General features: G+C 71.6%; 8 protein-coding genes and 1 tRNA gene. 2 read left to right on the top strand and 7 right to left on the bottom strand.

Features of this window, described 5'->3' with window-relative positions; genetic code table 11:
- Positions 1-288 precede the first annotated feature (288 nt).
- Complete coding sequence (locus tag ACX80F_RS04475) at positions 289-924, top strand: LPXTG cell wall anchor domain-containing protein (protein ID WP_459335180.1); 636 nt, start codon at positions 289-291, stop codon at positions 922-924.
- A 365-nt stretch (positions 925-1,289) separates the two neighbouring features.
- Here ACX80F_RS04475 and ACX80F_RS04470 read toward each other — a convergent pair whose 3' ends face one another.
- The 5 genes from ACX80F_RS04470 to ACX80F_RS04450 all read right to left on the bottom strand — a co-directional run bounded on the left by ACX80F_RS04470 (position 1,290) and on the right by ACX80F_RS04450 (position 9,548).
- A complete protein-coding gene (locus tag ACX80F_RS04470; protein ID WP_459335179.1) occupies positions 1,290-4,019 on the bottom strand; it encodes a helix-turn-helix transcriptional regulator in 2,730 nt (909 codons plus the stop codon).
- Complete coding sequence (locus ACX80F_RS04465; RefSeq protein WP_459335178.1) at positions 4,016-6,721, bottom strand: helix-turn-helix transcriptional regulator; 2,706 nt, start codon at positions 6,719-6,721, stop codon at positions 4,016-4,018. The genes ACX80F_RS04470 and ACX80F_RS04465 overlap by 4 nt, the downstream gene beginning before the upstream one ends.
- 190 nt (positions 6,722-6,911) lie before the next feature.
- Positions 6,912-7,892 carry a ribose-phosphate diphosphokinase gene (locus ACX80F_RS04460; protein WP_104121083.1) on the bottom strand — a complete coding sequence of 327 codons (981 nt, stop codon included), beginning with the start codon at positions 7,890-7,892 and terminating at the stop codon, positions 6,912-6,914.
- Positions 7,889-9,319 carry a bifunctional UDP-N-acetylglucosamine diphosphorylase/glucosamine-1-phosphate N-acetyltransferase GlmU gene (gene glmU / locus ACX80F_RS04455; protein WP_459335366.1) on the bottom strand — a complete coding sequence of 477 codons (1,431 nt, stop codon included), beginning with the start codon at positions 9,317-9,319 and terminating at the stop codon, positions 7,889-7,891. The genes ACX80F_RS04460 and glmU overlap by 4 nt, the downstream gene beginning before the upstream one ends.
- A 157-nt stretch (positions 9,320-9,476) precedes the next feature.
- Positions 9,477-9,548: transfer RNA gene (locus tag ACX80F_RS04450), tRNA-Gln, on the bottom strand.
- A 149-nt stretch (positions 9,549-9,697) separates the two neighbouring features.
- On the opposite strand from ACX80F_RS04450, the gene ACX80F_RS04445 reads away from it, so the two are divergent.
- The gene (locus ACX80F_RS04445) at positions 9,698-10,237 is read left to right on the top strand and encodes a hypothetical protein (RefSeq protein WP_459335177.1); all 540 of its coding nucleotides are present in this window, start codon (positions 9,698-9,700) and stop codon (positions 10,235-10,237) included.
- Here ACX80F_RS04445 and ACX80F_RS04440 read toward each other — a convergent pair.
- The gene (locus ACX80F_RS04440; protein ID WP_459335176.1) at positions 10,203-11,756 is read right to left on the bottom strand and encodes a dynamin family protein; all 1,554 of its coding nucleotides are present in this window, start codon (positions 11,754-11,756) and stop codon (positions 10,203-10,205) included. The genes ACX80F_RS04445 and ACX80F_RS04440 overlap by 35 nt on opposite strands.
- Positions 11,753-13,612, bottom strand: coding sequence for a dynamin family protein (locus tag ACX80F_RS04435; protein ID WP_459335175.1), 1,860 nt, complete (start codon positions 13,610-13,612; stop codon positions 11,753-11,755). The genes ACX80F_RS04440 and ACX80F_RS04435 overlap by 4 nt, the downstream gene beginning before the upstream one ends.
- Positions 13,613-13,651: the final 39 nt, after the last annotated feature.

Genomic DNA, 13,651 nt, shown 5'->3' with positions numbered 1-13,651 from the left:
CATCTGCTTGAGCGCCAACAGCGCGCGGAGGGCCAGGTGCCTCGGTGACGGGCGCGTTAATACTGCGTTACATCCTCGTCCGGAGCCTTCCGAGTCTTCCGCTACTCCTAAGCGCTTGCTACCGTCTGAGTAGGCGTACTACCAGACGCAAGTAGTGATTGGCCCCGATTAGAGTAATCGAGGTATGTCCTATAGGTTGATGGCAGTAGGCGCAGGGCATTTGGGGAACGAAGGCCCGCCCACTTCACGCTTGTCGAGTCTCAATCACCTTAATGGGGAGCTTTCATCATGAACAAAACCGCCTCAGTCCTGGCCGTCGCCGGAACCATCGCCCTTCTGGGAGCCGGCGCAGCGCAGGCCGCTCCCGTCTCCACCCCCGCCTACGTCACCGGCGAGACCGGCACCGTCAGCGATGGCACCATCGCTCCCGGTGAGACCGTCACCTTCAGCAGCACCGACGGGCTCTTCGAGCCCGGTGAGCCCATCCGCATCACGGTCGACCGCACCGACGGAACTCCCTCGGCTGCCGGCTTCGGCGCAGGCGGAACGGCTGCTGCACGTGGCGGCCTCATCGTCCTCAACCAGATCGTCCTCGACGAGACCATCAACGCCGACGCCAACGGCAACTTCTCCTACGACGTGCAGCTCACCGAGGAAGGCGTCTACACGCTGACCGCCGCTGCGCTGGACGGCTCCCCCGTGGTCACCTCACGCGTGGTCGTCGACTCCGACAACGCCGTGGGTGGCACGACCGGTGGCACCGGTGGCACCGGTGGCACCGGTGGCACGACCACTTCCGGGTCGGGTCTGGCCGACACCGGCCTCGACTCGGCGATGCTCCTCTGGGGTGCCGCCGGCATCGGTGCGCTCGGCCTGGGCGCCGGCAGCATCGTGGTGGCACGCCGCCGCTCCGCCGAGGCCTGAGACCTTCGCACCACTGAACACGAAAAAGCCGGCCCGGAGCATCTGCTCCGGGCCGGCTTTTTCGTGCCTCGTGATCGGCTGAGGATCGCTCGTTAAACGGGAAGAGGCCAGCGGCAGCTGGGGACGGAGTCTTGGTCTCAGGAAGACTCCTTTGCCGCTGGCCCCGATCCGGGACCCGCTTTCATGCGAGTGAGGGCCGAAGCCCTGGCGTCGAACCCGTATCGGTCCAACAGATGCAACCCTACGCAGATCACCGGGACCGCTCACCAGTGCGCGCTACTCCAGTTTCTCCGACGTGCTACGCGACCGGTTTGAGGAGGCTACTCGGACCCGGCCAGCGGTCTACGCAGCGCACACAGCGCAGGTCAGTGCTCGTCGTCGTACGCCCTCATCTCACCCTCGAGCTCCTCGCGGGTGGTGATGCCCAGCTTCCCGTAGATGCGGTACAGGTGCCCCTCCACGGTCCGTGTGGACAGGACGAGCGCCTCCGCGATGGCACGGTTCGTGGCTCCGCCGGCCGCGAGCCGTGCAATCTCGCGTTCGCGGGCCGTCAGCTCATGTGCGCCGCGCAGATCCCCGTCCTCATGCGGTAGCACGCCTTCGAGCATCGACTGCCGGTGGCGCACGGAGCGCAGCGCCATGCGGCGGGCCCTGCCGTCGCCCTGCTCCTCGAACAGGCGCATGGCCCTCGCCGAGGCCTCGGCCGCGAGGGGGATCTTCTGCAGGCCCTCCGCTCGATCGGCGACCGCGAGCAGGGCATCGGCGTCGCGGTCCGCCAGGGCGTGCGCGTAGCGGGAGAGGACCTGTGCCTCCGAGCCCTCGAACTGGTCGGCGAGTTCGGCGAGGCGCCATGCCCGGGCCGTGTCACCGAGCACCGCGAGGAGTTCCAGCATGTCCTTCTCGCAGGAGCGGAAGGATGCCTCCCGTGCAGCCTCCGCCAGCCGCTCGATCCCGCTGAGGTCCGCCGCGCCGTCGGGCCTCCCGCTGCCCGCGGCGGCGAGGAAGGCCCGCCCGAGGAGGAGCAGCGGTCGGCTGCCGATCGACGCCACGCCGGCGAACTCCTGCTCGAAGGCCCGGGCGGCGGTGTCCTCACCCGATGAATGGGCCGCCCACCCGGCGACGGCGAGCGCGTACGGGAGCATCATCTCGGAGTCCACCTGACGCAGGGACGCCAGGGCCGGCTCGAGGATGTGCAGTGCAGTGCGGTACTTGCCGCGGCGCGTGTCGAGCACGGCCTCGAGCGCCGCCAGCGGACCGGCGAGATACTCGTAGCTCACCAGGCGTCGCTGCCGGTACTCCTCGAGCACCTCCAGCGCAGTGGTGAACTCGCCGGCGTGGATCAGCGCGCTGACGTGCCGTGCCACGACGCGCGGACGCAGGTACTCGAGCCCTCCACGGGAACGGTCCACCGCATCGACAGCGGACCGAATCTCCGCGAGGGCCGTGTCGCACTGCCCGAACGCGCCGTCGATCTCGCTGCGGAAGAGCAGCAGGAGGACCGGCAGGGGGGACCCGGACTCCGGCCCGGCGGGAGCAAGGGCGGCGTCGAGGGCCTCCGCCTCGGCGCGGGCGGTCTCGAACTCGCCCTCGAGGACCCACCCGAACAGATGCAGCACCCGCAGTGCCAGCCCGGCATGCTCCGCCTCCGCCACCTGATCGGACGCCGGCTGATCCGACGCCGCCTGCCCGGTCGTCTCCTCCGCGGACCCCGCGGCCAGCCGGTCCGCGCACGCGTCGGCGATCGCGTGGACGCGGTCCGGGTCATCGCCCCGTTGGACGCTGGCCAGGGCCTTGAGGACGGCGGCGTCCGCGGCGACGCAGGGCCGGAGCTCACCGGCCAGGACCAGATCGAGCTGCTCCTCGGCGACCGCGTACTCGCCGAGGGTGACCCGCACCCGTGCCTCCTCGACCGTCCCGGCGGTCTGCTCCCCCGCCACCCGTGCCGCTTTCGCGAACCGCAGGGCGGACTCCGGAGCCGAGACGTAGGCCGCGGTGCGGGCCGCGGTGAGGAGGACGGCGGGCGGCACCGCCACACCGCAGTCGAGGGCCCAGTCGAGGTGGTCGATCAGGCCCTCGTCGACGGCGGGCGGCACCACGTCGTCGTCGAACACGCGGCGTCGCAGCTCCGCGCTGCGCCCGGCGGGGACCAGCGCCCGAACCACGCGCCCCATCATGGGGTGGGCCACCCTGAGCGCGCTGGTGGACGAACCACCCGTGCGCAGCAGCCCGCGGCGCACCAGCTGCTGGGCCACGGTGTCCTCACCGATGACCGCCAGGCGCGCCTGCGACAGGCCGCCGCTGAGCGCCACCACCTCGTAGACGGTCCGCTCCTGCTCCGTGAGCTCCTGCAGCAGGGTCTTCGCGAGGTCCATGAGCTGCGGGACGGGAGGATGGAACCGGCCGGACAGGCACCACACGCCGTCGTGCTCCACGAGCTCGCCGGTCGCGGACGCATGGTCCAGCAGCGCCCGCAGCATCAGGGGGTTGCCCGCGCTCTCCCGGGCGAGGTACTGGCCGGCCCCCTGGGAGAGCCGCCCTCCCTGGATTGCCTCGCACAGGGCCACCGCGTCCTCGTACTCGAGGCCGGGCAGATCCACCCTGCTGATGAAGCCGTCCGTATAGAGGGAGAACAGGTCTCCGGCCCGGGACGGCAGCCCGTCGGCGAAGAGCACCACCTTGATGATGCGGGAGATCACCAGCTGGGTGAGGATGTGGCTGCTGTCGTCGTCGAGGTACTGGGCGTCGTCGACGACCACGACGGCGCTCCGGCCCTCGGACGCCGCCCGGAAGTAGGCCACGAGGGCGCGGAGCGCGGAGAGGGACGACTCGAGGGTCTGGGGCGTCGCGTGGGAGAGGTAGGGGCCGAGGGCCCCGTACGGCACGGCCGCAAGATTCTCGGTGGCGCGGACGAGGAAGAACCGGGTCAGCTGGGGGTCCCCGGTGGTCACGAGGCGCCGGGCGATCGCGCTCTTGCCCGTCCCGAACTCCCCCACCACGAGGGCACCGTGCAGGTTGGGGTGGGACAGCGTCTGGGCGATGGCGGTGATGGGCCGTTGGACCCCCACGAGGGGCACCCGCCCTCCGTCGACGCTCATCCGAGGGGTGCCGGGAACAGCTCTGCGAGCTGTGAGCGGGAGGACACGTGCAGTTTCGAGTAGATCTGGTACAGGTGCCCCTCGATCGTCCGCACGGACACGCACATGGACTCGGCGATCTCCCGGTTCATCAGGCCGCTGACCGCCAGCTGGGCGATCTCCGCCTCCCGCGGGGTGAGGCAGTCGAGCTGTGACGAGGGGCCGTGGTCGTCCAGGTCCGCCAGGACGCGCCGTGCCCGCTGCTGGACCTCCCGCACCGTCGACTTGTCCCCCAGGGCGCGCGCCGCGTGGAGGGCCGAGCGTGCCGCGTCCCGGCCGAAGTTCTGGTCGCCGCCGGCGGCGGCAAGGTCCATGGCCTGCAGGAGCACCTCGGCGTCGCGGTGGCTGATACCTTTCGCGAACGTCTCGCACACGAGCGCGTAGGGCCCCTGCACGCGGGCGGCGACGTCGGAGAGTTCCGCGAGGACCCCGGTGCTGCCGAGTCGGACCGCACTCGTGAACGCGGACAGCGCGAAGAGCGATGCACCCCGTTCCCTGTCGCTCCGGCCCAGGGCCTGCAGTTGCCGGGATGCGTCCGGCTTCGCCTCCCGGAGCCCGACGCTGAGCAGTTGCAGCTGGGAGGCGACCCGGCGTACCAGCCAGGGATCCCCCGCGGTGGGCTCCGCGTGGACCAGGAGGGGGATGGCGGCCTTGATGTTGTCGCCCACCGAGTGGCAGTAGGCGATGGCCGAGGCGGCGAGGGGCAGCACGCGGTGCGGGTCGCCGACCCGCAGCTGGTCGAAGGCCGGGATCAGGACCGCCAACGCAACCTCCGGCGTCCCGTACCGGCCGCGGACGAGTCCCAGGGCCAGCTGGACGGCCGAGCTGTGCAGCACCGCCGCGCTGTCCCCGTCCGCCAGGCGCAGCCTCCTCGAGCCGGGCCCCCAGCATCCCGTGGCGCTGTAGATCGCGATGAGGCGCAGGTAGGCGAGTTCCCGGGTGCGGGCGGCGACGTCGGGCTCCTGCAGACGGTCCGCCAGGGCATCGGCGAGTTGCAGTGCCTCCAGCTGGTCCTCGAGCATGGCCCAGGCCTCACTCAGCAGGACATCAGCGGCGATGCCCTGGTCCCTGCCCAGCGGGACATCGCCCGAACGGACGGACAGCACCAGGTCCCGGGCCTCGCCGAAACGGCCCTGCAGCGAGGCGACCTCCGCGCGGGCGATCACGACGTCCGCCCGGAGGCGCCGGCGGTCCTCCGGGTCGAGGCCGGCGTCGGACTCCAGCCGCTCCCCGGCCTCGTCGAGGGCCTCCTCGACCCCCTCGAGGCCGAGGCGCTGGCGGAGGAAGACACCGGCGAGCAGCAGCGGTACGGCATCCGTGGCCGGCGCGCCGTCGAGCAGGGGCGCCGCGAGCAGCAGGGCGTTGCCGGCGTCCTGGAAGCGCCCGGTGAAGGTGAGCGCCCGGACGCGCTCGACGGCGGCACCGACCGAGGAGCGGCAGGCGTCGTCGAGCTCCGCGTACTCCGCGGCGATGCAGTGCCGACCCGCGCGGTTCGCCGAGCGGGAAGCGGCGAGTGCGAGCTCGGCCGGAACCGGCCGCTGGCACTTCAGCAGCCACTCGGTGTGCCGCTCCGGATCGAGCAGGTCACCGAGCGCGGACCCTTGCACCTGCCGGGTGTACAGGTCACCGGCCTGCTGCGCGGACAGCGACGCCGCGACGCCGGAGCCGATCACGGGGTTCCGGAACGCGACGCTCTCCTCCTCGCCGTGCCCCACGGCGAGCAGGCCGCCGGTCTGCAGGGCGTCCAGGTCCGCGCTGTTGGTGATGGACTGCGCGACGGGGAGGGGCAGCCGGCCGGCCAGTGCAACGACGTGGGCGATCTCCCGCTGTCCGGGCGGCAGTTCCTCGAGGATCAGCTGGACCGTCTCGGCGATCTCGGTGGGGACGGGGGTGGCGGCCGGCAGGAGCACCCAGGTCTGCCCGTGACGCACCACGCTGCGTCCGCGGACCGCCCGGATGGAGGCCTGGAGGAAGCGCGGGTTGCCGCCGCTCATGCGGTACAGCAGTGCGGCGGCCTCGGCGCTCACCGGCCCCCGCAGCTCGGCCTCCGCCAAGGCCCGCGTCTCCAGCGCATCGAACGGGGCGAGGTCCACCCGGTGCAGCGAGCCGTCCCGCCAGAGGCCGGCGAACTGGGGGTCCGCCGCCGCGAAGTCCTGGGCGGTCAGGAGCACGCTCGCGGTCCCGCCGAGCACGAGCTGCCCGATCAGGGCCGCCGAGGACGCATCGAGGTACTCGACGTTGTCCACGGCGAGGACCACGCGGCGCCCGCGCGCCTCATGGTTCAGGAAGTCCGCGACGGCGCGGAGCACCATCACGGGATGCTCGACGACGTCCCCCTCGATCTCGGAGAGAAGGAAGTTGACGGGCCGGTAGGCCTGGTGGCGGAAGCCCCTCGAGCCCCTGATCCGGAGGACGTACAGGGCCTCCGCACTGAAGGCCAGCACCTGCTGCACCACGGCGGTCTTGCCGACGCCCGCCTCGCCCACGAGCACGGCACCGACGGACCCGGGGGCGCCCAGCGCGGCCTCCACCGCCGCGAGGACGTCCGCGCGACCGACGAAGGGGGGTGCCTCGTCCGGGACGAGCATCAGGCCGGGGCCCGCGCCGGGGCGCTGGGAAGGAGTGAGGCGAGCACCTGATACGCCCTGGCGGTTCGCAGCCATGGGACCACATCCTAGATTCGAGGGGGCCGTTCGCCTCCGAGCCTAGGTAGAGTCCTGACGGGCTACACGAGTAGCACTTACGGGAGTTACCCTCCACCTACTCAATTGTTGAGCCTCGAACTACGGTGGTACTACCTCATTTGCCGCTACGGGCTACTTGTTAGACAACGTAGTCACTGGCCGAAGCGCCTCAGGAGTTCCCGTCGAACAGGCTGGTCACCGAGCCGTCGTCGAACACCTCGCGGATGGCCCGGGCGATCAGCGGCGCGATGGACAGCACCGTCAACTGCGGGAACCGCTTCTCCGACGGGATGGGCAGCGTGTTGGTCACCACGACCTCGCGTGCACCGGATTCGGCGAGGCGACGCGACGCCGGCTCCGAGAATACCGCATGTGTGGCCGCGATGATGACATCCTTGGCGCCCGCGTTCTTGAGCACCTGCACGGCACCGGAGATGGTGCCGCCGGTGTCGATCATGTCGTCGATCAGCACGCAGGTGCGGCCCTCCACCTGACCCACGACCTGCTTCGAGACGGCCTGGTTGGGGACGGTCAGGTCACGGCTCTTGTGCACGAAGGCGAGGGGCGCGCCGCCGAGGCGCTCCGCCCACTGCTCGGCCACCCGGACGCGGCCGGTGTCCGGGGAGACGACGGTGACGTTGTCGGCGTCGACCCTCGAGCGGATGTAGTCCGCGAGCAGCGGGATGGCCATGAGGTGGTCCACCGGACCGTCGAAGAAACCCTGGATCTGGGAGGTGTGCAGGTCCACGGACATGAGCCGGTTGGCGCCGGCCGTCTTGTAGAGGTCCGCGACGAGGCGGGCCGAGATGGGCTCGCGGCCGCGGCCCTTCTTGTCCTGGCGGGCGTAGGGGTAGAACGGGGAGACCACCGTGATGCGCTTGGCCGAGGCCCGCTTCAGGGAGTCGATCATGATGAGCTGTTCCATCAGCCAGTTGTTCAGCGGAGCCGGGTGCGCCTGGATCACGAAGACGTCCGTGCCGCGCACGCTCTCCCCCGAGCGCACGTAGATCTCGCCGTTCGCGAAGTCGTAGGCCGAGACCGGCAGCAGCTCGGTGCCCAGCCAGGACGCGATCTCCTCCGCCAGCTCCGGGTGCGCGCGCCCGGAGGCCAGGACCAGCTTCTTCTCGCCGTGTGCGGTGATCTCGCTCATGCCTGGGTGCTCTTCTCTTCGGTGGGGGTACTCGGAGGGGTGTCGGAGGGCACAGCGGCGGCGCCCGCTGCGGCGGAGCCCGTGCCTGGCCGCTTCGCGGCGACCCAGTCGGGGATGTTCCGCTGCTCCGCGACGGTCACGGCGAGCGAACCCGCCGGGACGTCCTTGCGGACCACGGCGCCGGCGCCGGTGTAGGCGCCGTCGCCCACGCTCACCGGGGCCACGAAGACGGTGTTCGAACTGGTGCGCACGTGGGAGCCGATGACCGTGCGGTGCTTGTTCACGCCGTCGTAGTTGGCGGTGATGTTGCCGCAGCCGATGTTGGTGTACTCGCCGATCTCGGCGTCACCGGCGTAGCCCAGGTGGGACAGCTTGGAGCCGCGGCCGACCGTCACGTTCTTGGTCTCGTAGAACGCCCCGATCTTGCCCTCCTCGCCGAGGACCGTGCCGGGGCGCAGGTAGGTGAACGGGCCCACGCTCGCGCCGGCGCCGATGCGTGCTCCGCTGCCGTGCGTGCGGATCACGTGCGCGCCCTCGCCGACGACGACGTCGGTGAGCGTGGTGTCCGGGCCCACCACGGCGTCGCGCGCCACGGCGGTCTGCCCGTGGAGCTGCGTGTTGGGCAGGAGGGTGACGTCCTCCTCGAGGACCACGGTGGAGTCGATCCACGTGGTGGCCGGGTCCACGACCGTGACGCCCGCGAGCATCCACTGCTGGACGGTGCGGCGGTTGAGTTCGGCGCCGAGCGCGGCGAGCTGCACGCGGTCGTTGGCGCCCTCGACCTGCCAGCGGTCCTCCTGCACGACGGCGGCGACGCGGCCGCCGTCGGCGCGGGCGATGGCGAGGACGTCCGTCAGGTACATCTCGCCCTGCGCGTTGGACGCATCGACCTGCGTGAGGGCGCGCCGCAGGACGGCGGCGTCGAAGGCGTAGATGCCCGAGTTGACCTCGCGGATGGCGCGCTGCTCGGGCGAGGCGTCCTTGTGCTCGACGATCGCGAGGACGGTGCCGTCCTCGTGGCGGTGGATGCGCCCGTAGCCGGTGGGGTCCTCGAGCACCGCGGTGAGGACGGAGACGGCGTTGGCCTCGCCGTGGTGGACCGCGACGAGCTCCTGCAGGGTCTGCGCGGTGAGCAGCGGGACGTCGCCGTAGGTGACGACGACGGTGCCGCTCACGGGGCTGCTGGCACGTGCGTCGAGGCCCTCGAGCGCCACCTGCACGGCGCGCCCGGTGCCCGGTAGCTCGTCCTGGTCGATCAGGACGGCCTCGGGGTCCAGGCCGCCCACGTGCTCCGCCACGCGGTCCCGCTCGTGGCGGACGACGACGGCGAGCTCCTGCGGCCCGATGGCGCGTGCAGCGCGCAGTGCGTGGCCGATCATGGAGACCCCGCCGATCGGGTGCAGGATCTTGGGGGTCCGCGACTTCATGCGGGTGCCCGCGCCGGCGGCGAGGACGATGACGGCTGCCGGGACGTCGGGGTCCCCCGGATGCGTGGTTGCGTCCTGCGTGCTCACGGGGAAGCGCTCCTACCTGTAGGTGACCGGTGTGCGGCGGACCGGCCTGCCCGGCCGGCACCTGCCTGCGTTCCGCCCATAGGATTCGAACCTATACTCCACAGCTCCAAAGGCTGGGGTGCTGCCATTACACCAGGGCGGACCGCGACGTACCCCGGTGGGCCGGGGCATGTGCGCACGGTTATCTAGTTTGCCATGCCCGCGGGAGTTTGCCACGACGCGCACTGCACCGGGCGATACCGGGACCGGAGGACCGTTGAAGCCCTCGTGCGACCGGGCTAGATTACGACCATGCGTCCTCCCCGGCCAGAGATGTCCAACGCCGTTCCGCCGCCCGCACTCAGCAAGTCGGCTCCTCCCTCGCTGGTCCGCTTCGTGGGCGCCCTGTGGCTCATGGGCGCCGCGGTCGGTGCAGCGGCGCTCGTGTTCGCCTACCTGGACCGCGACACGCACCTGGCCGCCCTCCGGGAGACCGCGGCGGGCGTCGATGCCGCTGCGGACGCCGCCCGGCTCGACCAGGTCGCCGCAATCTCCTTCTGGGGCACGCTGGCGCTGTTCGCGGTGGTGCTGGTGGTCGAGGCGCTCCTCGCCCGTCCGCTGGTCCGCGGCGCCGGAGTCGTCCGCTGGGCGCTCCTCGTGATGCTCGTGCTGAACGCGGGTGCGGTCCTGCTGGTCTTCGCCTTCCTCGGTGACGGCTCCGCGGACTTCCAGCCCACGGTCCATCTGGCGGGAGTCCAGCTGGCGGTCGCGGCGCTCGCGTTCCTCCTGGGCCTGCTCCCGCCGGCGTCGCGGTGGTTCAGGGACGCACGCTCCCTGCGATCCCGACGCTGACGGGCTCGTCCGACCCCACCGACCCCACCGACTCCACCGGCTCCTCCGCCGCGGTGACGGGGCCCGCGCGGACCACCAGTTCCTCGCAGGTGCGCACCACGATCTGGCACGCCTCCTGGGCTCCCCTGCTGGTCAGCGGATTCTCCGCGAGCACGCGCCACCGGTGCAGCCGCCCCAGTGCGGCGGACCGCACCTCCCCCGGGTCGGCGTCCGGGGCGAGCCCGAGACGGTCCGCGGCCGCTGTGCCGGAGCCGCCCACCAGGCGCTCGGCGTCGGCGGCGGCCGGTGCCTGCAGCGGGACCCGGCCGGCCCGCAGGGCGGACAGCAGCTTCAGTTCGTTCATCTCGTGGGCGGTGGCCGTGATCCTCTCGACGCCGGCATGCAGCTGGGCGGCGGCCTCCCGGGGGTGCGCGGCGAGGATCACCTCGAGTCCGGTCAGCGCCGTCCGGACCCGCAGGGCCGTGGCCCGCGCGTCGAACTGCCGCGTCAGGAGCATCATCAGCTGGTCGAGCCCGCTGCGCCGCGCGAGCTCGTGGGCCAGCGCCGTCGCATTGCCGGTTCCGCCGCGCACCAGCGCGGCGCCCAGCCGGAGCCCGAACATGCCGAAGCGGTCGAGCAGGCGCGCCGCGTCCTCGGCCGGGATGCCGAGGGCGGCACTGCCAGCGACGAAACGGTCGGCGGAGAGCAGGGTGCGTTCCCTCTCGGTCCGCTCCAGGGCCGCCAGCGCCACGAACGCCTGGTACTCCGCCTGCCGGAGCGTCCGGGCGCTCTGGGCGAGCAGGCCCGCCATGGGCAGCACATCGAGTACGAGCGATCGCAGGGACGGGTCGGCGCGGTAGCGGTCGGCGATGCGGGAGGCCGCGATCAGCGAGTCCAGGCGCCCTGCTCCCACCTCGTCCGCCCGCGACAGGACGGCGAGCGCGTTCACCGTACCCGAGCGGCCCGCACTGGTGTCGTGGAAGGCCTCGAGGAACAGCAGGTCCGAGGCGTGCAGGTGCCGCATCAGGTAGATCACGGCGTCAGCCTCGGACGGCGCGTCCTCCGGGGTGAGGAACCGGGTGCTGCGCTCGGAGACGTCCGTGGAGAGCGACGCGATGCCCGGGGTGTCGATGAGGGTCATCGCCCGGAGGTTCTCGGCCGGCCAGTTGACCACCAGGCGCGCCACGTCCTCGGCGCGCTGCCCGCCGAGGTCGAACACCAGGCGCCCGTCCACGCGGGTCAGGGGCAGCAGCCGCGGCTCCCCCTCCACGGGGTGCAGGGTGATCCGGGGCGTCGTCGCGTAGCGGTACCAGGTGATGATGCGCGTGCACTCCCCGGTGTCGGTGGGGGCGATCTCCTCGCCGATGATCGCGTTGAGGAGCGTGGACTTCCCGGCCTTGACCATGCCGGCGACGGCGACCCGCAGCGGCTCGCGCAGGCGCCGCGCGTACCCCTCGAGCTCTGCACGCACCGCGGGGTCGTCGTCGTAGATCCGGACGGCGTCGGCGAGCAGGGCCTCGACGGCGCCGCTGTCCCTCACGCGGAGGCTCCGGCCGCGACACCGCTGGGCGCTGCGTCGGCCTGCGCGGGCTCCGCGGGCTTCGGGAGGAGGCGGCGGGCCTGCGCGTGCAGGCGGTCGATCGCCGCGAGCTGGGCCTTCAGCTCGGTTATGCGCGCCTCGCGTTCCTGCCGGTAGGTCGACGCCGTGCGCTGCGCCGCGGCGACGGAGTCCGCGAGGGAGCGGTGGTGCTCCTCGGCGATGGCGCCGAAGTGGTCGCGGATCTCGCGCTGGACGAGCCGCAGGCGGTCCTTGAGCTGCTTGCCCACCTGGAACACGACGTCGTCCATCTGCCGCCGCACCAGGGTCTTCGCCTCGCCCTGGCGGCGCTTGAGCCGGGCATCCTTGTCCTCCCGGTAGGCCTTCCGGCCCAGCAGGAGCCCCGCGCCGACCGAGAGCGGGTTGATGAGGGACATCCCGATGATGCCGGTGAGCAGGCCGAACATGAGCACGCCGCCGTAGGAGCCGCGCATGCCGATGAGGACCTTGCCCGCGGCGCTCACGTGTCCGGGGTCGAGGAACGGTACCTCCTCCACGGGGGCGAGGACGCCGTCCGTGTTCGAGACCTCCAGCAGCGGCAGGGGCACCTCGTCGAGCGCGAACAGTTCGGCCACCTGCTCGGCGAGCCACTGCGAGCGCTCGTTCGTCCACACGAAGGTGTCGGAGACGGCGGAGGCGACGCGCTGCTCGAGCCACTCCGCGAACTGGTCCCAGATGAGCCCGGGATCGCCGTCGTCGATGGCGGCCTCCGCTTCCCGCTGGATGGACCGCAGCCGGTCGCGGAGATCGTGCTCCATGTCGCTGATGAGATCGGACGCGCCGTCGTTGAGGGTGGTCTGCCAGCGCGAGGACCTCTTCCGCTGCTGGTCCGCCCGCTCCTTCGCCTCCTCGAGGTCGGCGATCAGGAGGGGCACGCTCTCGGGGTTCTCGAGCGCCTGCAGCTCGGCCGTGACCGAGAGGCGCAGGTGATCGGCCGTGGACAGCAGGTCCTGGGCCACCGACTTCCGGCGCAGGGACTGGGCCTTGCCCACCACCTCGTTGCGGAGGTAGCCGATGAGGTCGGGGAACCCCGACTCGCGGTTCAGCTCGACGTCCTTGGCCTGCGACGCGTAGAGGCGGAGGTCGGAGGACACGGGGATCAGCGGGGCGGAGATCCCCGCGTCCGAGAGGTGGCCGCGGTCGAGGTCCGCGACGGCCCGCCACTGCGGGTACAGGTCCGTTTTGGACAGCACGCAGCCGACGTTCGGGACGATCCGGGTGGCCTGCTTGAGGAAGCGGAGCTCCGGCTCGGTGTACTCCTGGGAGGCGTCCGAGACCAGGAGCATGGCGTCGGCGGTGGGCAGCGCGGTGAGGGTGGTCAGGGCGTGGGCCGATTCGAGGCCGCCCACACCCGGGGAATCGATGATCGACAGTCCGTCCGCCAGGAGGCGTCGCGGGAGGCGGACCTCAGCGGAGGCGAGGCCCTGCTGGTTCGACGGGTTGCCCCGCTCGGAGACGAACCCGGCGATGTCCTCAAGGGCGATCTCGCGGCGCTCGACGGCGTCGTCCGGTCCGCCGTCCTTGCGCGGCATGAGCACTGAGGCACTGGCGGGATCGCCGAAGCCCACCACGGTCGGCACGGAGGTCGCGATGTCGTCGTCGACGGGACAGACGGGGGCGTTCACGAGCGCGTTGATGAGCTTGCTCTTGCCCTGCTTGAACTCCCCCACGACGATCACCCGGATGTCCGGGTGCGCGAGGCGTCCCAGCGTCTGCTCCAGCCGCAGCCGCAGATCGGTGCGGTCGCCGGTGGCGACCAGCCCCAGGCCGCTCTTGACGAGCGGAATCAGATCATCCATGTGACACTCCCCGATGAGTTCTTCCTATGAGACCACGGG

It is taken from the genome of Arthrobacter sp. TMS2-4, assembly GCF_054511075.1.
Note: the sequence above shows the minus strand (reverse complement) of the source record. Positions and strands in the feature narration are given on the sequence as shown.